The sequence below is a fragment of the Microbacterium paulum genome (genome assembly GCF_015707995.1).
Classification (GTDB): domain Bacteria; phylum Actinomycetota; class Actinomycetes; order Actinomycetales; family Microbacteriaceae; genus Microbacterium; species Microbacterium paulum.
In genome coordinates this window covers 1-20,108 of sequence record NZ_JAAGRY010000025.1, presented here as the reverse complement: position 1 = coordinate 20,108, position 20,108 = coordinate 1, and the positions used below count along the sequence as shown (strand labels likewise).

Sequence of the window (20,108 nt, the reverse complement as noted above, 5' to 3'; positions counted from 1 at the left end):
GCGCCATGGATCTGCTGGTCGTCGGGTCGGGGTTCTTCGGGCTGACAGTCGCGGAGCGCGCCGCGGCGTCGGGTCGGAAGGTGACGGTGATCGACCGCCGTCACCACATCGGGGGCAATGCATACAGCGAGGACGAGTCGGTCACCGGCATCGAGGTCCATCGATACGGGGCGCACCTGTTCCACACGTCCAATCGCGCGGTGTGGGAGTACGCGAACCGGTTCACGACCTTCACAGACTACGTGCACCGGGTGTACACGAATCATCGGGGGGTCGTTTACCCGCTGCCGATCAACCTCGGCACGATCAACCAGTTCTTCCAGGCTGCGTACTCGCCCGATGAGGCGCGAGCGCTCGTGCACGAGCTCGCGGGGGAATTCGACCCGAAGGATGCCCGTGATCTTGAGGAGCGTGCGATCGGGCTGATCGGACGCCCGCTGTACGAGGCGTTCATCCGCGATTACACCGCCAAGCAGTGGCAGACCGATCCGAAGGACTTGCCGGCCGAGGTCATCAGCCGACTGCCGGTGCGCTACACCTACGACAACCGGTACTTCAACGACACGTGGGAGGGTCTGCCCACGGACGGGTACACGGCGTGGCTCGAGCGGATGGCCGACGACCCGCTGATCGAGGTGAAGCTCGGAACGGACTTCTTCGACGATGCGCAGCCGCTGCACAAGGGGGCGACGGTCGGACAGCTGCCGATCGTGTACACGGGTCCCGTCGACCGTTATTTCGACAATGTAGAGGGCGAGCTATCGTGGCGGACGCTGGACTTCGAGCAGGAGATCCTCGAGATCGGCGACTTCCAGGGCACGAGCGTCATGAACTATGCGGATGCCGACGTGCCGTACACGCGGGTCCACGAATTCAAGCACTTCCATCCCGAGCGGGCGGACCGATACCCGCGGGACCGCACGGTCGTCATGCGCGAGTTCTCGCGGTTCGCCGAGCGCGATGATGAGCCGTACTACCCCGTAAACACGGCGCAGGACCGCGCGCGGCTGCTCGCCTACCGGGCATTGGCGGAGGGAGAGTCGGGAGTGCATTTCGGCGGGCGCCTCGGCACCTACCAGTACCTCGACATGCACATGGCAATCGGGTCCGCCCTCTCGCTCTGGAACAACCACCTCGCCTGAGCGCTCGGGTGCTGAGCGGGACGAAAGCTAGAATCGACGTATGGCTTCCACCTCTTCCCGCGTGCTGATCGTGGTGCCCGCGCTGAACGAGGAAGAGGCGATCACAGCCGTCATCGACGAAGTGCGCGCGACTCTGCCGGGTGTGCGCTGCCTCGTCGTGGACGACGGATCGACAGACTCGACTTCCGCGGTCGCGACGGCTGCCGGCGCGACCGTCGCGCGGCTTCCGTTCAATCTCGGTGTGGGCGGTGCCATGCGCCTCGGGTTCAAGTACGCGCTCGAGAACGGCTACGACGTCGTCGTGCAGATCGACGCCGATGGTCAGCACGATCCGGCCGCCGTCCCGCGGATGCTCGAGCGACTCGACGAGGCCGACCTGGTCATCGGCGCGCGCTTCGCGGGCGAGGGCGACTACCGGGCGCAATGGCTGCGCCGCTTCGCGATGCGCACGATCGCCGCCGTCCTGAGCCGCTCGGCCAAGTCCAAGCTGACCGATGCGACCTCCGGTTTCAAGGCCTGCGGCCCGCGCGCGGTGGCGCTGTTCGCCGAGAACATGCCGGCGGAGTATCTCGGCGACACCGTCGAGGCGCTCGTGATCGCGGCGCGGGCGGGATGCCGCATCACGCAGGTCCCCGTCGCGATGCGCGAGCGCGCCGGCGGCAAGCCGTCGCACAATCCCGTCCGCGCCGCGATCTATCTGCTCCGCGCGTTCGTCGCGCTCGGCTTCGCCTATGTCCGCCCGGTACCCACGATGGCGGGAGCCTCCGCGTGACCCCCACGGGCTACATTCTCGGGGTCGTCGCGGCCCTCATCACCTTCGGGGTGGTGGTCGAGCTGTTGCGTCGCCGCCGACTCCGGGAGCGTCACGCGATCTGGTGGCTCGTCGCTGCCTCGCTCGCCCTGATCGCCGGCTTGTTCCCCGACTTGCTCGTCTGGGCGACCTCCGTCGTCGGTGTCGTGCTGCCGACGAACCTCATCTTCTTCATCAGTATCGCCGTGCTCTTCCTCGTGTGCATCCAGCACAGTGCGGAGCTGACCAACCTCGAGGCAGAGACGCGCGTGCTCGCCGAACGGGTCGCTCTGCTGGAACTGCGCGCGAGCGAGCTCGAGCAGCGTCAGGCGCGCGAGGACTCGGCGGGCGACACTTCCTCCTGAACCGCGTCGTTCGCGACGGGCTCGGAGACGGCCTCCTCGAGCGCCGGGCGGCGCGCCGCCGACCAGATCGCGAGCGCGAGCGCGGCGGCGAAGGCGGCCGAGCCGAGCAGCCACCACGCCATGGGCGAGACCGGGATGTTCCACCACCAATCGATCGGCCAGTTCAGATTGACGTTCGTGACGTCGAGGCCCGTGATGTAGCGCCGCATGTTGGTGTGGAGGGCAATCGCGTTGGCGAGCGCAAGGGCCGCCCCCGCCACGATCAGCTGCACGCGCGTGAGCCCGAGGCTCGAGCGGGCGAAGCCCACCAGCGCGATGCCGCCGAAGATGATCAGCATCGGGTAGACGTAGCGCGGCTGGACGTTCGAGCCGACGATCATCCCGTCGTGGACGAGGATGTACATCGGCACGACGATGAGGGCGAGCCCGACGCCCGCGAGGGCGAGGAACTTCCGCCAGTCGCCGCGGCGCAGCCCCCAGAAACACAGCGCGGCGAACAGGCCGACCGTCGTCCCCCAGACCAGACCCGGCATCGTCGTATCGAGCCACCCGAGCCCCCAGAGTCCGAAGGCTCCCATCCACAGCTGAGGCAGGAGCTTGAGGTTGGTGAAGATGAGGGACGAGAGGGGCATGGAGGCATCCACGGCCGTATCTCCCGAGATGATCGCCGACTGGCCGACGCTGAAGAACATCTGGACGGCGACGATACTCAGCCCCAGCGGTAGGAGCAACTCGACGAGATAGCGGCGGTCGCGTCGGAACCCCAGCACGGATGCCGCGAGCAGGGCGAGCACGCCGTAAACGGCGGCGTCCCCGCGTGCACCGGCGCCGATCAGGAGGAGGAGGAGCGCCATTCCCGCGAGCAGCCATTTGCGTGTCCCCGACGTGAGGAAGAATCCCCACGCGGCGAGCCATAGTCCCGTCGCGGACAGGATCGCCCACCCGCTCGGGTTGACGCTCGGGATGAGGAACGTGCCCAGCGGCACGATCGTCAAGAGCGAGGTCCACACGACCAGCGGGCGCTTGCGTCGCGGCAGCAGGAAGAACAGCGCGGTCAAAACACTGACGTACAGGCCAGCATTGAATGTTCGCATGAGGAGAATTGACGTGTCGAAGTCATCCGTCACGAAGACGTTCATCACTGCGTAGAAGTACGGCGGATACGCATGGCCCACCCAGTTGCCGCGATCTGTGGACCGCATGCCATGCGGTACGGGGCAGGACGCGGACTGGTCGGGCAGGAACGCGAAGCAGCTTGACGCCCTAACCAATTCCGCGGGTAGTCCCCGCCGGTCAGGGGAGCTCGTCTGCTCGCAGCGGCCGTCGACGTCTCCGGACGCGCACCAGATGCTCGCCATGTGGTAATCGTCGTCGGGGCTCGACCCGGGAGGCGACGACCCCGCCCACGCGAGCAGCGCCAGGAGCATCGCGACGGGGAGGGCGATTCCCGCGAGGATGTGCAGGATTCGTCGGTGTCGCATGCGGAAATCGCTCCTGGTCGATAGGGGCCGCGCCCGCGCTCGAGGATGAGCGTCCATCCGGACCGGCCCGGTAGGCTGAAGCGGTGATCGCCCAGCCGTACCCATCGTATCCGGGCGGTGCCGTCGAAACGACGCCGACGCTTCGCCGAGTCGCACGCCCCGGGAGCGTGTAGACGATGCCGGATGCGACAATCCCCTCGCTCAGCATCGTCATCCCGGCCTTTGACTCGGCGCCGTGGCTGCCCTCGACGTTCGCGGCGCTCGCCGAGGCGATCACGGTGGCGCGTGCGGAGATCGAAGTCATCGTCGTCGATGACGGATCCACCGACGATACCGCCGGTACGGCATGCTCGCTCGCCGAATCCTTCCCGGCCCCCGTGTCGGTGATCACCCAGCCAAACGGCGGACGGTTCCTCGCGAGATTCGCAGGGCTCGAAGCGGCGCACGCACGCCACGTGCTGTTCCTGGACTCGCGCGTGCTCGTCGATGCCACCACGATCCGACACGTCCTGGCGGCGCTCGAGGCGGACGGCGCACCGCGCGCCTGGAACGCCTACGTCCGCACCGACTCCGCGGCGCCCCTGGTCGGGCTCTTCTGGGAGGTTCCAACCCACGTGTTCTGGGGCCGGTTCCTGCGGTCGCCACGCCCGTTCGATCTGACGCCCGAGACCTTCGATCAGGCGCCGAAAGGGACCACGATGTTCCTCGGTGAGCGGGATCTGCTTCTCGACGCCTTCAACGCGACGTGGCCCGAGGGCGATGCACGGCTCGTCTCGGACGATACGAAGCTGCTTCGTTGGATCGCCGCGCACGCGCCGATTCGCCTCGACCCGGAGTTCTCGGCGACCTACCGCCCGCGGACGACCCTCGCGTCGTTCGTGCGCCACACCTTCGACCGCGGGACTCTTTTCGTCGACAGCTACGCGGGTACGACGCGTCTGCGCTCGGTCGTGCTGGTCCTGCTCGCCCTCGCGCCGGTCGCGCTGCTGGCCGGAGGAGCGCTCCTGCTCGCGCGCGGCGCACGGGGGGCGGTCGCCGTCGGCCTCGGGCTGTCGGCGGCGGCCATCCTCGCGCCGGTCGTTCTCGCCGCGCGCAACCGTGCGCCCGCGCGCGGCATACTCGCCTATGTGGCGTGCCTGCCGGTGTTCGTCGTGCCGTTCTGGCTCGGTCTCGTGCGCGGCACGATCCTGCACCGCGCATCCTTCACCCCGAAGCGTGACGAGGAGTCCGCATGATCATCTTCATATACGGAACGACGGCCGAGGCGATCAAAGTCGCCCCCGTAGCGCGCAGGCTGCAGGAGCGCGGCATCGCCTACGAGCAGTGGATCACCCAGCAGCACACCGTGGCGCTGCGCCGCGCCATCCCCGAGCTCGGGCTGAAGGCGCCGGACCGGATCATCGCCGACGGATGGCGGGGGAAGCCCCTGAAGACGCCGCTGCAGATGGTGGGCTGGGCGTTCGACGTCGTCGCGTGGGGCGTGAAGAACCTGCGTCGGATCCGGCGCGAGCTCCCTCCGGGGTCGCTCGTCGTCGTGCACGGCGACACCATGACGACGGTCCTCGGCACGTTCATCGGACGGCGACTGCGGACGCCCGTCGCGCACATCGAGGCGGGGCTGCGGTCGGGCAACTGGCGCCACCCGTTCCCTGAGGAGCTTGACCGCCGCGTCGTCGGCAGGTTCGCGACTATCCACTACGTCCCCTCGCAGGAGGCCGCGGACAACCTCACCGATCGGCAGAACGTGGTCCTGACGCATGGCAACACCGCCAAAGACGCCGTGCGCGATGCGGCGCAAGGCGCGACGGATGCCACGGCCGACCCTTACGCCCTCGTGCTACTGCACCGCTACGAGTTCATCTCCAACCCAGCGCTCGTCGCCGAGACGCTGCGCACCCTCGATCAGAACAGCCCGCTCCCGCTGCGCCTGATCGTCGACTCCTACTCGCGGGAGGCGATCGAGCGCTCGATCGCCGACCTCGGTCTCACGAAGTTCTCTGTGATGACAAAGCTCGAGCATGGGCAGTTCGTCGCCGCGATGCAGGGGGCGAGGTTCATCGTGACCGATTCCGGTGGCATCCAGCAGGAGGCCGCGGCGCTCGGCATCCCCACCCTCATCCACCGTAAGGTCACCGAGGGGCAGGAGGGGTTCGGCACGAGCGCCGTGCTGTCCGGCTGGGACCAGGGCACGGTCCGCTCGTTCCTCGGTGACTACGAGCGGCTGCGGCAGACAAACATCGAGGCGGGCGCGTCGCCCTCCGACATCATCGTCGACGACCTCATCGCCCGAGGCTTCGCCGTACCCGGAGAGTGAGGCGCCGCTCAGCGCGCGTCGAGGCTGATCCAGTCGGGGTCCAGCAGGTCGGCCTTCGCCGTGCCCGTCTGCGTCCACGGCCGCGGTGCGATGACCGGAGTGTCGCCGCCGAATCGGCGCCGCATGAGCTCGGCGCCCCACCAGCTGAAGCTCGAGTTGCTCATGATCATCGCGCGCCCGGCCGACATCGCCTTTAGGCTCGCCCATGTGCCCAGAAGGCCGTCCTCGACGAACTCGAAGTCGCCCGGGATGCCCCGCAGCTCCTGTTTGACGAGGTCGACCGAGTCGGAGAACACGCGAACGGGAAGATCGACGCCCATCGAGCGCAGCAGACGGATCGCGCGGACCGCGTAGGCGACCGACGCGATGAACTGCCGATCCTCCGAGACGGCGAGATAGTCGCCGCGGCGCAGGTGTAGCGAGATCGCGGGGTTCTCGAGCATCTGCGAGATCGTCGCCGCCTCGGCGTCGGAATCCGGCACGGCGAGCATCGACGCGCTCAGTTCGTCGCGCACCGAAGGGAAATACTTCGGCGACTGGAAGTAGCCGATGAGGGTCGTGCCGGGGCGGATCCTCTCGATCGCGGGCGAGTAGGTGTCGCCGTCGCGCTCGAGGTAGATGTGTCCCCAGGGCCGGCGGGGGACCGGCAGCACACGCTCGCGGTTGATCCGCACAGAGCGCCACGGAGACTCCCCCGGCTCCAGCACGGTCGCGGGATGGTCGAAAGCATCGAGCCCGTACGCGAACGTGCCGCCGACCGCGAAATGCGACCGGTCGAGGTGGACCGGTACGCCCAGCCGTCGAGCCTGCTCCCACGCCGCGGCGAGAATGAAGATCTGATTGCCCAGGCCGCCCATGACGTAGCCTGTGACGCCGTCGCGATGCGCGTTCATGCGTCCGTCCTCTCCGCCGGGTCTGTCCGCCTGGCATGTCTGCTGTCGATCACGAGGAAGGACGCCACCACGACGACGCCGATCGCGCCGAACCACACGAGCATCGCGGTGACATCCGGGGTGACGGTCTGGAAGGCGAAGAACTGGACGGCGACCGCGACGGCGAGGACGGCGGCCCCGGCGCGTGAGGCGAACGACGTCATCTTGATGAGCATCCCCTGCGCGGCCATCCACGGCAGGTAGGCCAGGCACACCGGAACCAGGAGTTCTGCCGTCATGGCGAACTCCTCGCCGTACAGCAGGTGGATCAGCCACGGCCCGAGAAGGGCGAACACCGTGATCATCGCGAGGCTCGTCGCCAACGACAGCCCCAGGGTGACGAGAACGCCCATTCGCGACAGATGACGGTTCCCGCGGTTGCGAACGAAGCGGGGGAGGAGGTACAGCGAGAGCGTCGAGGGGACGAGGAATCCCGCCTTGACGAGTACCGTCGCGGCCGCATACGACCCCGCAAGCGCGGATGCCTCCCCGGCGCGGAGGAACAGGACATCGGAGGAGGTCAACCACGCGAAGGCGACTGTCAGGACGACGATCGCCGCGCCGTCGCGGGTGAACGCGCCGCCCGCGGGACGCGGCACGCGCCGCGCCGACCACACCGCTCCGACGAGAGTCGCCGCCGTCGCGACGACGACGGCGCCGATCACCCCCGCGATGCCCCACGCAGCGATGATCGCGATGACGAGGAGGCCGACGCGGAGGACGAGCGAGACGGTCGACCACCAGACCGCCCGCGACACCTGGCCAGATCCCTGCAGAAGTCCGAGCGCGTCGGCGAAGACGAAGCTCAGCGGAATGCAGAGGGCGGCTGCGAGCACGACGCTCGCCGAACTGTCCAAGGCGGCCCCGAGGAACGGCGACGCGGCGGCGACAAGTGCGCCGCCCACCGCGCCGATCACGAGAGCGTCGACGGGGATGCGGCGCCGGGCGACGGGCCGCTCCGGATGGGCGAGCGCATCGGCGGTCTGCACCGTCACGATGTTCTGCAGCGACGAGCTTCCGATCGCCGCGGTGCTGACCACCGCGAGGAAGGCCGACAGCAGACCGAACTCGGCGGGAGCGAGGTAGCGCGCGCTCGCGATCTGGAACACGAACGACGCGAGAACGCCGAGGATGCTGGCGAGCACGACCTCCGACAGGCCCCGGGCGTGCGACCGCACGTGCCCCGACAGTCCGCCGCGGGCGACGTCGTCCTCGGGGGCGGGGGGGTGATCGGACATGGTGGTGTGCGTGCCTCACGGACGTGGGCGGACGCCGGCAGCGTCCGTCGGGGGTGCCCCGGCGCGCGGCGCACGAGACCGGGCAAGTCTACCCGTGCCCGCGGGCCCGCCCGAGAGGGCGGCGCCGTCTACACTGGAGCCCGGTTCCGACTCTCATGGGGAGGGTCCCGTCCCACCTTCCTCGACTGGAGATCGAAACATGCGCGTTCTGCTGACCGGTGGCAATGGCATGCTCGCGCGCGCGCTGCAGGATGCCTGGGCGCGCCAGTCCCGCACCGACGAGTTGGTCGTCGTGACGCGCGCCGACGCCGACCTGCGCGATCAGGCATCCGTGCGCGCGTTGATCGAGCGGATCCAGCCGGCTCTCGTCATCCATGCCGCGGCGCGCGTGGGCGGCATCGCCGCCAACATGGCCGATCCCTCGGGCTTCCTCATCGACAACATCCTCATGGATTCGAACCTGCTGTCGGCGGCGACCGATGCGGGCGTCGAGAGGTTCCTCTACTTCGGCAGCTCCTGCATGTATCCGAAGGACTACCGCCAGCCGCTCGTCGAGGAGGACGTGCTCGCCGCGCCGCTGGAGCCCACGAACGAGGGCTACGCGATCGCGAAGATCGCGGCCGCGCGCTACTGCCAGTACGTCTCAGACCAGCTCGGCCGAGCCTACCGCGTCGTGATCCCCTCGAATCTGTACGGCCCGAACGACGACTTCTCGCTCGACAAGGGCCACCTCGTCGCCGCGACGATCGCGAAAGCGCACCGCGCCAAAACGACCGGAGCGGTCTCTATCGACGTGTGGGGAGACGGTACGGCACGTCGGGAGTTCACCTACGTCGCGGACCTCGCCGACTGGGTCGTCGCGAGCCTCGACGACATGGCGGACTGGCCGACGCTGCTCAACGTCGGCCAGGGCGACGATCACAGCGTCCTCGACTACTACCGCGCGGCGCTGGAGACGGTCGGCTACGAGTGCACGCTCGCCACGGATGCCTCCAAGCCCGCGGGCATGCACCAGAAGCTGATGGACTCCTCGCGCGCGCAGCGCTTCGGGTGGGATCCGCAGACCTCGCTGCGCGACGGGATGCGCGCGTCGTACGCAGCGTTCCTGGATACCCTGGAACCGACGGAGGGACATTGAGCATGGATGTCGTTTACCCGCTTGCCACGACCACGTGGGACGAGGCGGAGTACGCCGCGCTGCAGAAGGTGATCGAGAGCGGTCGCTTCACGATGGGCCCGCTCGTGCGCGAGTTCGAGGAGCGGTTCGCCGCGGCGATGGGAGCCCGTCGCGCCGTCATGGTCAACTCGGGCAGCAGTGCGAACCTCATCGCCGTGGCCGCCGCCCTCGTCAACCCCGACGTCGATCTGAACCCGGGCGACGAGGTCATCGTGCCGGCGGTGTCGTGGGCGACGACATACTATCCGGTTCATCAGCTGGGGCTGCGGCTGCGGTTCGTTGACGTGGACCGCGACACCCTGAACATCGACACCGCACTCGTCGCCGAGGCGATCACGGAGCGCACGAAGGCGATCCTCGCGGTCAACCTCCTCGGCAACCCCGCGGATCTCCCGGCTCTCCGCGCCCTCGCCGAAGCCCACGGGCTCGTGCTCATCGAGGACAACTGCGAGTCGCTCGGGGCGACGCTGGACGGCCGACACACGGGCACGTTCGGCCTCGCAGGCACCTACAGCGCCTTCTTCTCGCACCACATCTCGACGATGGAGGGTGGCCTCGTCACAACTGACGACGAGTACACCTACCAGGCGGCCGTGTCGCTCCGTGCTCATGGATGGACGCGCGAACTGCCTGCCGACAACCTCATCCACCCCAAGAGCGGCGACGCGTTCGACGACCTCTTCCGTTTCGTGCTGCCGGGCTACAACGTGCGGCCGCTGGAGATGTCGGGCGCGCTCGGCATCGAGCAGCTCGCCAAGCTCCCCGCGCTCATCGCGGGCCGGCGCGAGAACGGACGCGAGTTCGTCCGCCTGTTCGGCGACCGCGACGACCTGACCATCCAGCGCGAGAACGGCGAGAGCAGCTGGTTCGGCTTCGCCATGGTGCTCGAGGGGCGCCTCGGCGGACGCCGCGCGGAGCTCGCCCGCGCCCTCGCGGCTGCAGGAATCGAGGCGCGGCCGGTGGTTGCGGGCAATTTCACCCGCAACCCCGTCATGCGCCATCTCGACGCGATCGTGCCCGACACGCTGCCCGTCTCCGACGATATTCATGAGAACGGGCTGTTCGTCGGCAACCACCACTACCCGATCCCGCGCCAGCTCGAGCTGCTGGCGACGGTCGTCGACGGTCTGTGACGTTGAACACCATCGGTCACGGCCGTACGAGAAGACAGAGGACGACATGACGCACACCGCCAAGCGCGCGCTCATCACCGGCATCACCGGCCAGGACGGCAGCTACCTCGCCGAGCTGCTGCTCGCGAAGGGCTACGAGGTGCACGGGCTGATCCGCCGCGCGTCGACGTTCAACACCCATCGTATCGATCACCTCTTCACCGACCCGCACACGCCCGACCCGCGCCTCACACTCCACTACGGCGACCTCACCGACGGGTCGCGTCTGGTGACCCTGCTGGGGACGATCCGACCCGACGAGGTCTACAACCTCGCCGCGCAGTCGCACGTGCGCGTGAGCTTCGACGAGCCGGAATACACCGGCGACACGACGGGACTCGGCAGCGTTCGCCTCCTCGAAGCCGTGCGCGTCTCGGGTATCGACTGCCGGTACTATCAGGCCAGCAGCTCCGAGATGTTCGGTGCGACCCCGCCGCCGCAGAACGAATCGACCCCGTTCTACCCCCGCTCGCCGTATGGCGCCGCGAAGGTTTATTCGTACTGGATCACCAAGAACTACCGCGAGGCGTTCGGATTGTTCGCCGTCAACGGCATCCTCTTCAACCACGAGTCGCCCCGTCGTGGCGAGACGTTCGTGACCCGCAAGATCACGCGCGCCGTCGCGCGGATCGCCGCGGGCGAGCAGGAGGACCTCTACATGGGCAACCTCGACGCCGTGCGCGACTGGGGCTACGCACCCGAGTACGTCGAGGCGATGTGGCGCATGCTGCAGCACGACACTCCGCAGGACTACGTCGTGGCGACGAACACGGCGTGTACGGTGCGCGAGTTCCTCGAGTTCTCCTTCTCCCGAGTCGGGCTCGACTGGGAAAAGTATGTCCGCTTCGACGAGCGCTACCTCCGCCCTACTGAGGTCGACGCGCTCATCGGCGACTTCGGCCTCGCCCAGCGCGAACTGGGCTGGTCACCGCAGGTGACCGCGCCCCGGCTCGCCGAGATCATGGTCGATCACGATGTAGCGGCACTGGCCGAGGGCCGCGCTCACGCCGTGGACGTCGTCGACTGGGCGGCGATGTCGGGATCCGCCCCGGCATGAGCTCGCGCGGACGACTCGGACCGACCTGGACCTCGGGAGCGACCTAGGTACTACTGGCCCTCGGAGTGATCCTCGCGATCGTCTCGTTCGCCTCCGTGCTGGCGATGCCCGACCTGCTCTGGCATCCCGCCCGCGACGCGGAGCTGCGGGCGACCTATGACGCGTACCGCGAGACCGGCACGCTGCTTATCAAGGAGACCGGGTCCGGATCGTATGGCGTGCAGGCGCCCGCCCCGGGGCCGCTGACCTTCGCGACGTGGGACGACGATCCGGGCTCGTACATCATCGCGAGTCTCATGAGCGACGTGACCGGCTCGGACTCGCCCTACCCGGGTCTCGAGCTCGCACAGGCGCTTCTGGTCGCCCTCCCGCTCGTGTGGCTTCCCTTGGCCGTCGCCCGCGTCGTCGGACGCGTGCGCGCCGGGCTCGCAGTCGTACTGGTGCCTGTCGTCATGTTCGTTCTCAATCACGGAACTTGGCTCGCTGGCACCGAGTACGGTCAGGCGAATCTCGTCAGCAGCCTCCCGGTCTTTCGCCGCGCGCCGGAGCCGGAGCAGACCTCCGCCCCGCGCGGTCCTGTCGCCCCGGCGCCATAGACTCGACCCCATGCCCACCGCCGTAGCCGGCGCCCCAGGCTCCGCCCGGCGCTATGTTCACTCGTTGTGGCTGCTGTCGGCACGAGACCTGAAGGTCCGCTACTCGACGAGTGCGCTCGGGTATGTGTGGTCAGTCCTCGATCCGCTCGTGATGAGCGTGATCTACTGGTTCGTCTTCACCCTCGTCTTCCAGCGCGACGGCATCGGCGGCGAGCCGTACATCGTGTTCCTTCTCGCGGGCCTCCTGCCATGGGTGTGGTTCAACTCGTCGGTCAGCGACTTCACGAAGGCCTTCAAGCGGGATGCCAAGCTCGTGCGCTCCACGGCGATTCCACGCTCCATCTGGGTGGGCCGGATCGTCCTCAGCAAAGGTGTCGAGTTCCTCTTCTCGATCCCGGTGCTGCTCCTGTTCGCGCTCTTCGCACGGCTGCAGGTGCAGTGGAATCCGTTGATCCTGCTCTTTCCCCTCGGCGTCCTGCTGCAGACCGTTCTGCTCGTCGGGCTGGGTCTGCTCGTCGCACCCCTCTGCGCCCTCTGGGGTGACCTCGAACGCACCACCCGGCTGATCCTGCGTGCCCTCTTCTACGCGTCGCCCATCATCTACGGGATCTCCGACCTGCCCTCGACGTTCCGCGAGCTGGCGCTGTTCAACCCGCTGTCGGGGATCTTCACGCTCTACCGCTCGGGCATGTTCCCCGAGGAATGGAACCTGCCGGCTGTCGGCGTCGCGGCAGCGATGTCACTCGCGTTCCTCGCTCTCGGCGTCGTCGTGTTCCGCCGGCTCGAGCCCGCTGTGCTGAAGGAGCTGTGATGGCGTCCGAGCTCGCGATCCAGGTCGAGAACCTCGGCGTGCACTTCCGACGCAATCGGCGGGGCGGTCGCAGCCTCAAAGACCTCTTCGGCGGATCGGCCCGCCGCACGCGCCCGGGTGAGTTCTGGGCGCTGCGGAACGTCAGTTTCGACGTCGCGCGAGGTGAGGCGATCGGCGTCGTCGGCCGCAACGGGCAGGGCAAGTCGACCCTGCTGAAGCTCGTCGCCGGAGTGCTGCTGCCCGACGAGGGCTCGGTCACCGTCCACGGGGGAGTGGCGCCCCTGATCGAGATCACCGGTGGTTTCGTCGGCGACCTGACCGTGCGCGAGAACGTGCGCCTCACGGCGGGTCTCCACGGCATGTCCAAGGCCGAGATCGCGCGCCGCTTCGACGACATCATCGGCTTCGCCGAGATCGGCGATTTCGTCGAGACCCCCTACAAGCACCTCTCCAGCGGCATGAAGGTGCGCCTGGCTTTCGCCGTCGTCTCGCAGCTCGACGAGCCGACCCTGCTCGTCGACGAAGTGCTGGCCGTCGGCGACAAGGCGTTCCGCGAGAAGTGCTATCGCCGCATCGACGAACTGCTCGCCGATGGTCGCACCCTCTTCTTCGTCAGCCACAACGAGAAAGACCTGCGCCGCTTCTGCACACGCGGTCTCTATCTCGACAAGGGTGCGCTGAAGCTGGATGCCCCGATCGCCGAGGTGCTCGACGCCTACAACGCCGACTACAACCGCTGAACGCTCAGCGCTCGGCCGCGCTCAGCTCTCAGCCGCGCTCAGCCGCCACCAGCGGCGGCATCGGCTGCCACGCGCGGTCCCGGGCGATCTTGCGTCCATCGCGGAGGCCCCGGAACAGGTTCGACGTGCCCGAGATCTTCCGTTCGACGAAGAGTAGGCGGATGATCTCCTTGCCGAACGTGAGGGTGGTGCCCAGGCCGAACAGAACCGGCTGATAGACATCCAGCGCCCGGTAGTACTGCTTGATGAGCGCGCGGTTGCGCATGATGTAGTACCGGTAGGCATCCGATGACGCGTTCATGTGGCGGATGCCCATGTCCCACTGCTTGATCTCGCGGGTGCGGCGCAGCACGAACTCGTTCACGATCACCGATGTCGTCACGCGCGACGCGAGCCAGCCGTAGGTCTGGTCGTCCCAGTAGATGAAGAACCGGGGATCGGGCAGGCCGATCTGGCCCACGATGTCGCGGTGGATGAACATGCCCTCGAAGCAGCCCGAGTTCATCTCTTTGTAGCCCGAGTCGTCGAAGCCGCTCGGCGCGAACGGGATCGGGATGCCGAGACGCTCGGCGATCCGGTACTGCCAGTAGAACTCGCTGCCGTCGAAGTCGTAGCGCCGCCCCTGGATCGAACGGAACCGCGGCGCCCACGCGCCCATGCGGGCGAGACCGTCGGGCATGACCTCGACGTCGTCGTCCATGACCCAGATCCAGGTCGAACCCAGCTCGTAGGCGATGCGCATGCCCTCGCTGAACCCGCCCGACCCGCCGGTGTTGGTGTCGAGGCGCCGATAGACGATCTCGGTGCCGATCGAGTCGCGATACGACTCGACGACATCGGTCGTGTCATCGGTCGACGCGTTGTCGACGATCACGACGTGCCCGGGCTTCGGGTCCATCACGGTGATCGAGTCGAGCAGGCGCGTCAGCAGCGCCGAACGGTTGAAGGTGACGATCGCGATCGTCGCGCTCGCGGGCTCGAACGGCGCAGCGGAGTCCGCGTCGCCCGTCGCCGGGCGGGAAGAAGAGGGGAGCGTCATGACCTGGCGATTCTACCCCGGCGGCAGGGTCTGGACCGTCCCGGTGGGCGGCGGGCCGCTCGCGCCCAACCGCTCGCGCCACCCCCGCGACTGCCCGGCGCGCACGGCGCACAGCACCAGCAGCATCCATCCCAGACCGAACAGTGCGACCGACTCGAACACGCTCGTGACAGCGAGGGCGATCACCATGAGCGGCGTCCAGGCGTACACCACCGACCGCCGCTGGCTGGCGTCGAGCCACGACCTGACGAGCGCGAGCCCGCCGAGCACGCAGAAGAGCATCACGCCCACCCAGCCGAGCTGCAGGTGCACGTCGACATACGCGTTGAGCGCCGTCGTGTGCCGCTGCGAGAGTAGATGATTGATCGACGCGAACGGTTGCTCGGCGACGTCCCACGAGCCGTACCACCCCCAGCCCAGCACCGGCTGGCGCGCGGCGAAGTAGCGCGCCATCGCCCACAGGTGCGAGCGCATCGACAGGTCGTCCCGCGCGCCGAGCAGGTCGACGATGCGGGCGCGCTGCAGATACAGCGCGACGGATGCCACGGCCACGACCCCTGCGACGATCCACTGCACCCGCGTACGCCGCGCCGCCGGCACCGACCGTACGAGGGTCAGCACGGCTGTCGCCGCGCCCACCACGACGGCGAGCACCAGCACCGTCGGCGACGCCGACAAGAGCCCGAGCGCAGACGCCAGCGACAGTGAGAACACGGCGAGCCCCGGCCGCACCGAGTGCGTGCGCATCTCGACCGCGAACGTGATCATGGCGACCACGGCGACGAACCCCAGCATGTTGCGTGTGCCGAAGATGCCCTGGATCGGTCCGAACGAGGCGATGTGGCCCTGGATGCCGAGAAAGCGCAGCGGCGTGTCGAAGATGATGCCGCTCAGCACCTCGAGCACGAGCGAGAGCGTGAGCGCCGCGCGCAGCACGTCGCCGAGCGCCCGCACCGTCTGCAGTGTGTCGCGCACGTGCCCGATCGTGACGGCGAGGAGGGCCACCGCCGCCATCGCCGTCCATCGCCAGAAGCTCGAGAAGGCGTCGGTGCTCCAGAACACACTCGCGAACGCCCACGCGACGACCATCAGGAGTGTGGTCGGCACGAGGCGCAGGAACGAGATCTCCTCGCGCCGCGCGGCGAGCATGCCTACGGCGACGAGACACAGCCCCGTGATGACCGTGCGAAGTGTCACGACTCCCGCCACCGCGACGATCAGGTGCGTACCGACGAGCGTCGCGAACACCACCAGGGTGAACGCGCGGGCGAAGTCGGCCGATGCCGCGAGTCGCGCGAGCGCGCTCCAGCCGGAACCGCGCCCTGAGGCGGAACCGCCGCCTGCGCCGAGGCCGTTCATCCCGCCGGGGCCGCGCGGCACACCGGCATCCGATGTCACGGCGTCGCCCGCTCCCACTCGCCCTGCTCGCCCACGAGCCGCTGCTCCGACGCGCCTCGGCCGACGAGCGGCGCCTGCTTGATCTTGAAGGCCAGCATCACGACGAACAGCCACCCCCACCCGAGCAGCGGCGCCGACTCGGCGAGCCCCTGCACGAGCAGGATCGCGCCCACGAGCGTCGGCACGAGCGTGATCGGCGAGTACGGCCGGTCGGCGACGAGATCCCAGCGCGGCCGGTCGACGGCGAAGAACCACGACCGCCACACGAACGCCAGCATCGTCAGCCCGATGAGTGCGACGCCGATGATGCCCAACTGCAGGAACACGTCGAGCCACATGTTGTGCGCCTGCATGACGGTCTCGCCGTGGTCGACGATCCATCCGTCGAAGTGCGGTTCGGTCGGCACCCACGGCGTCGAGAAGCCCCAGCCGTGCCACGGATGCTCGATCGCGCGCTCCCACACCGCGCCCCAGATTGTCTCGCGCCCGGTGAGGTCGGAGGATCGCCCGAGCGCCGCGAAGATCCGTTCGCGCAGCACCCACAGCGTCGTGAGGCCCCCGAGGGCGACGACGGCGTACGCGATGTAGAAACGGGTGCGGCCGCCGGGGCGGCGCGTCGTGCGCATGAGCAGCACGGCGGCGAGCACGACGATCACGGCCGCCGCGGCGAGCGACGCCGTCGCCGAGCCGGCGCGCACGAACAAGAAGGCGGCGAGGACGAACCACAGCACGAGGAGCGTGCGGCGGGGCGCGCGCGAGGCAATCCGCACGGCGAAGACGATCATCGCGAGAAGGGCCGCGTAGGCGAGCGGGTTCGCGTTGCCGAACAGGCCTTGGATGCGCCCGCCGTCGAACAGGTTGTCGCGCGACCAGTACACGATCGGGTCGTAGTGCACCCCCGGCGTGGGCCGCACGAACCCGGGCAGGATCGGCCCGCCCCAGACGAGCGACACCCACAGCTCGAAAACGAGCGAGAGCCCCAGAACCCACTTCAGCGCCGACGCGATCGCCCGCACGAGCTCTCGCCACGTGAGCACCGACCCGACGAACATCGCCTGCACGGTCGTCGTCAGCAGCAGCAACAGCGTGAGTGCGGTCGCGGACGGGTACGCGCTCCAGAGCAGGGATGCCACGGCCCACAGCACGTACAGCAGTGCGAACCACGGGAGGCGCCGCCACTGCACTTCGGGCCGCAGGATCACCCAGAGGAGGCCCGACACGAGCCCCGTGACGACGGCGACGATCGCCGAGACGAGCGTGCCGAACGCCATCAACCACGACGTGCCCGCGACGGCGGCGGCGATCACGAAGATGCACCACCCGCGCAGCAGCAGGTGCCCGGTCGTCTCGCGGATCGGCGCCTGCGGCGGTGCCGAGACGGGATGCTTCGTGTGGACGACCATGGTCTGATCAGGGTATCGCGCGCGCGTCCTAGGCTTGGGGCATGCTGATCCCGATCTCGAACACCCCGCGGGACTACTCGTGGGGCTCCACCGACCTCATCGCGCGCCTGCAGGGGCGCACGCCCACGGGGCGGCCCGAGGCCGAGATCTGGTACGGCGACCACCCCGGCAGCCCCTCGCAGGTGCTCGGCGCCGGCGGCGGCACGCTCGATACGGCACTTGCCGACGCGGGTGAGGCGCCGCTGCCCTACCTTTTGAAGCTGCTCGCCACGGGGTCGTCACTGTCGATCCAGGCGCACCCGACGCGCGCGCAGGCCCGCGAGGGCTTCGCCCGCGAAGAGGCGGCGGGTGTACTGCGGGATGCCGCCGACCGCCTCTACCGCGACGACAACCACAAACCCGAGATCATCGTCGCCCTGAGCGACGAGTTCCACGCTCTCGTCGGAGTGCGTGATCTCGCCACCACGCGGCGGCTGCTCGCCGCGCTCGGCGACGGCCCCGCCCTCTCGCACCTCGATGGCCTGCTCGCAGGCGCCGACCCCGAGAGCGCCGTGCGCCGAGCCCTCGAGTGGGCGCTCACCGAGGCTACCGCGGCCGACGTCGCCGAGCTGACGGCCGACCTCGAGCGGGCGACCGATCCGGCGTTCGCCGACGAAATCGCGTCGCTCCGCATCGCGGCGCGCGACTTCCCCGGCGACCGGGGGCTCTTCGTCGCGCTGCTGATGAACCTCGTCGTCCTGCACCGCGGCGAGGCGCTCTTCGCGCCCGCGGGCGTCTTGCACGCCTATCAGTCGGGGCTCGGCGTCGAACTCATGGCGGCGAGCGACAATGTGCTGCGCGGCGGACTGACCCCAAAGCACGTCGACGTGCCCGAGCTGCTGCGCGTGCTCGACCCGTCGGTGGGGCCGGCTCCGCTCGTCGCGCCGCAGCCGCTCGCCAACGGGGTGGCGGAATTCGCCCCGCCAGTGGACGATTTCGCCCTCACCCGCGTCGAGCTGGGCGGAACGCCCGTCACGCTTGACCTGCGCGGCGCGGCCATCGCCCTGGCGACCGGGGGAGAGGTGACGATCGACGACGGCGACGAACGGGTCGTGCTCGCTCCCGGCAGCGCGGTGTACGTCGGCGGGGGAGCCCGTTCGATCGTGCTCTCGGGCGTCGGCGAGGCCTTCGTGGCGCAACCCGGGCGCGACGCCGTCGAGGCCTGATCGCGCGCCCGTGACGGGCGCGACACGCCGGTCGGAACGCGGGTGAAGGTTCAATGACGCCTTGAGGGTTTACGATCTGCGACTTGACCCCAGCGAATGACAGCGGTGTAATTATCCCAACACGCGCACCGGCGTGAAGGGAATCAGTGGGGAGAACGATATGACGGGTTACCGTTCCGGGGTCCCTGAGAACTGGTTCGTCGATCCGGTGAACCTCGGCGTTCCCGGGGTGCGGCGTCCGGCGGCCACCGACGCGGACAGCACCCTGGCCTGGCAGGCAGACGCCCTGTGCGCGCAGACCGATCCCGAGGCGTTCTTCCCCGAGAAGGGCGGCTCGACCCGCGACGCCAAGCGCATCTGCACCACGTGCGACGTACGCGATCAATGCCTCGAGTACGCGCTGCAGAACGACGAGCGCTTCGGCATCTGGGGTGGGCTCAGCGAACGCGAGCGCCGCAAGCTCAAGCGCCGCGCCTGACGACGGTCGCTCCACGCTCCTCCTGCCGGGTTCGGCCGGTCACCGTGTCGCGGGCTGGGGCGGGCCGCACCCGCGCTTAGGCTGACCAGGTCATGCCCGCCCGAGTACACGCGCTGCTGGTCGTGCGCCCCGAGGGGCGCGTGGCCGCCGACATCCATCTGGAACGGACGCTCACCGCGCTCCGTGCACAGTCGCGCCCGGTCGACGCGCTGACCATCGTGCTGTGCGACGCGGATGCCACGGTGCAGGCCGTCGCGGCGGCATCCCACGCGGAAGGCGTGATCTCGGCCGACCGTCGCACGAGCTTCGCCGATGCCTTGGCGCTCGGCTCGCACCGCCTCGAAGGCGACGCCGTGTGGGTGCTCACGCACGACACGATTCCGGCGCCCGATGCCCTCGCCCGCCTCGCCGGAGCGCTCGAGACGGCGCCCTCGGTCGCGTTCGCCGCACCCAAGCTCGTGCGTGCCGACGAGACCGACCGCATTGTGTCGCTCGGGGTCTCGATGACCCGCTACGGCCGCACCGTGGGCCTCGCCGACGGCGAGCACGACCAGGGTCAGCACGATGCGGGCGAAGATGTGCTCGGCACCGACGTGCGCGGCATCCTCGTGCGTGCCGATGCCTGGCGACGGCTGGGCGGCATCGACCGGGCGCTCGCGGGAGCGGACGAAGGCCTCGACCTCGGCATCCGTGCCCGCCTGCGCGGCGGCCGGGTGGCCCTCGCGCCCACCGCGATCGTCGCGATCGCCAGCGTCGGCCCCGCGCCCGCG

General features: G+C 68.9%; 20 protein-coding genes. 14 read left to right on the top strand and 6 right to left on the bottom strand.

Going from position 1 to position 20,108, the window contains the following annotated elements; all coding sequences use genetic code 11:
* Positions 1-5 precede the first annotated feature (5 nt).
* From glf to G3N18_RS07680, 3 genes are read left to right on the top strand one after another with little or no spacing between them, the layout of a single operon-like run.
* Positions 6-1,142, top strand: coding sequence for a UDP-galactopyranose mutase (gene glf, locus G3N18_RS07690; RefSeq protein WP_196383713.1), 1,137 nt, complete (start codon positions 6-8; stop codon positions 1,140-1,142).
* Positions 1,143-1,182: 40 nt separating this feature from the next.
* On the top strand, positions 1,183-1,914 hold the full coding sequence (locus G3N18_RS07685) for a glycosyltransferase family 2 protein (RefSeq protein ID WP_196383712.1): 732 nt from the start codon (positions 1,183-1,185) through the stop codon (positions 1,912-1,914).
* Positions 1,911-2,297 (top strand): DUF2304 family protein, encoded by a 387-nt coding sequence (locus tag G3N18_RS07680; RefSeq protein ID WP_196383711.1) that lies wholly within the window; start codon positions 1,911-1,913, stop codon positions 2,295-2,297. The genes G3N18_RS07685 and G3N18_RS07680 overlap by 4 nt, the downstream gene beginning before the upstream one ends.
* Here G3N18_RS07680 and G3N18_RS07675 read toward each other — a convergent pair.
* Positions 2,258-3,778: a DUF2142 domain-containing protein gene (locus tag G3N18_RS07675; RefSeq protein WP_196383710.1), complete on the bottom strand. Its 1,521-nt coding sequence runs from the start codon at positions 3,776-3,778 to the stop codon at positions 2,258-2,260. The genes G3N18_RS07680 and G3N18_RS07675 overlap by 40 nt on opposite strands.
* A gap of 176 nt (positions 3,779-3,954) precedes the next feature.
* Here G3N18_RS07675 and G3N18_RS07670 point away from each other — a divergent pair, with 176 nt between their 5' ends.
* On the top strand, positions 3,955-5,013 hold the full coding sequence (locus tag G3N18_RS07670; RefSeq protein ID WP_196383709.1) for a glycosyltransferase family 2 protein: 1,059 nt from the start codon (positions 3,955-3,957) through the stop codon (positions 5,011-5,013).
* Positions 5,010-6,092, top strand: coding sequence for a UDP-N-acetylglucosamine 2-epimerase (locus G3N18_RS07665; protein ID WP_196383708.1), 1,083 nt, complete (start codon positions 5,010-5,012; stop codon positions 6,090-6,092). The genes G3N18_RS07670 and G3N18_RS07665 overlap by 4 nt, the downstream gene beginning before the upstream one ends.
* Before the next feature lie 8 nt (positions 6,093-6,100).
* On the opposite strand, the gene G3N18_RS07660 is transcribed toward G3N18_RS07665, so the two are convergent.
* Together G3N18_RS07660 and G3N18_RS07655 are read right to left on the bottom strand one after the other, a co-directional pair.
* Complete coding sequence (locus G3N18_RS07660) at positions 6,101-6,985, bottom strand: alpha-1,2-fucosyltransferase (protein ID WP_196383707.1); 885 nt, start codon at positions 6,983-6,985, stop codon at positions 6,101-6,103.
* Positions 6,982-8,262, bottom strand: a complete 1,281-nt coding sequence (locus tag G3N18_RS07655; protein ID WP_196383706.1) for an oligosaccharide flippase family protein — start codon at positions 8,260-8,262, stop codon at positions 6,982-6,984. Before G3N18_RS07655 ends, G3N18_RS07660 begins: the two co-directional genes overlap by 4 nt.
* A 199-nt stretch (positions 8,263-8,461) precedes the next feature.
* Here G3N18_RS07655 and G3N18_RS07650 point away from each other — a divergent pair, with 199 nt between their 5' ends.
* From G3N18_RS07650 to G3N18_RS07625, 6 genes are all read left to right on the top strand, one after another.
* On the top strand, positions 8,462-9,400 hold the full coding sequence (locus G3N18_RS07650) for a GDP-L-fucose synthase family protein (RefSeq protein WP_196383705.1): 939 nt from the start codon (positions 8,462-8,464) through the stop codon (positions 9,398-9,400).
* Between the two features lie 2 nt (positions 9,401-9,402).
* Positions 9,403-10,572 (top strand): DegT/DnrJ/EryC1/StrS family aminotransferase, encoded by a 1,170-nt coding sequence (locus G3N18_RS07645; protein WP_196383704.1) that lies wholly within the window; start codon positions 9,403-9,405, stop codon positions 10,570-10,572.
* Between the two features lie 46 nt (positions 10,573-10,618).
* Positions 10,619-11,668, top strand: a complete 1,050-nt coding sequence (gene gmd, locus G3N18_RS07640; RefSeq protein WP_196383703.1) for a GDP-mannose 4,6-dehydratase — start codon at positions 10,619-10,621, stop codon at positions 11,666-11,668.
* 65 nt (positions 11,669-11,733) lie between these two features.
* On the top strand, positions 11,734-12,264 hold the full coding sequence (locus tag G3N18_RS07635) for a hypothetical protein (protein WP_196383702.1): 531 nt from the start codon (positions 11,734-11,736) through the stop codon (positions 12,262-12,264).
* A 10-nt stretch (positions 12,265-12,274) separates the two neighbouring features.
* Positions 12,275-13,075 (top strand): ABC transporter permease, encoded by an 801-nt coding sequence (locus tag G3N18_RS07630; protein WP_196383701.1) that lies wholly within the window; start codon positions 12,275-12,277, stop codon positions 13,073-13,075.
* Positions 13,075-13,815 (top strand): ABC transporter ATP-binding protein, encoded by a 741-nt coding sequence (locus G3N18_RS07625; RefSeq protein WP_196383700.1) that lies wholly within the window; start codon positions 13,075-13,077, stop codon positions 13,813-13,815. Before G3N18_RS07630 ends, G3N18_RS07625 begins: the two co-directional genes overlap by 1 nt.
* Positions 13,816-13,843: 28 nt before the next feature.
* Here the strand turns inward: G3N18_RS07625 and G3N18_RS07620 are convergent, their stop codons facing one another.
* From G3N18_RS07620 to G3N18_RS07610, 3 genes are read right to left on the bottom strand one after another with little or no spacing between them, the layout of a single operon-like run.
* Complete coding sequence (locus tag G3N18_RS07620; protein ID WP_196383699.1) at positions 13,844-14,854, bottom strand: glycosyltransferase; 1,011 nt, start codon at positions 14,852-14,854, stop codon at positions 13,844-13,846.
* A 12-nt stretch (positions 14,855-14,866) separates the two neighbouring features.
* On the bottom strand, positions 14,867-16,270 hold the full coding sequence (locus tag G3N18_RS07615; RefSeq protein ID WP_338038381.1) for an O-antigen ligase family protein: 1,404 nt from the start codon (positions 16,268-16,270) through the stop codon (positions 14,867-14,869).
* Positions 16,249-17,655, bottom strand: a complete 1,407-nt coding sequence (locus G3N18_RS07610) for an O-antigen ligase family protein (protein WP_196383698.1) — start codon at positions 17,653-17,655, stop codon at positions 16,249-16,251. Before G3N18_RS07610 ends, G3N18_RS07615 begins: the two co-directional genes overlap by 22 nt.
* A 41-nt stretch (positions 17,656-17,696) precedes the next feature.
* Here G3N18_RS07610 and manA point away from each other — a divergent pair, with 41 nt between their 5' ends.
* From manA to G3N18_RS07595, 3 genes are all read left to right on the top strand, one after another.
* Positions 17,697-18,860, top strand: a complete 1,164-nt coding sequence (gene manA, locus G3N18_RS07605; protein ID WP_196383697.1) for a mannose-6-phosphate isomerase, class I — start codon at positions 17,697-17,699, stop codon at positions 18,858-18,860.
* A gap of 160 nt (positions 18,861-19,020) precedes the next feature.
* Positions 19,021-19,338, top strand: a complete 318-nt coding sequence (locus tag G3N18_RS07600) for a WhiB family transcriptional regulator (protein ID WP_230403990.1) — start codon at positions 19,021-19,023, stop codon at positions 19,336-19,338.
* A 92-nt stretch (positions 19,339-19,430) separates the two neighbouring features.
* A partial coding sequence (locus tag G3N18_RS07595; protein WP_196383696.1) for a glycosyltransferase family 2 protein occupies positions 19,431-20,108 on the top strand: 678 nt, incomplete at its 3' end.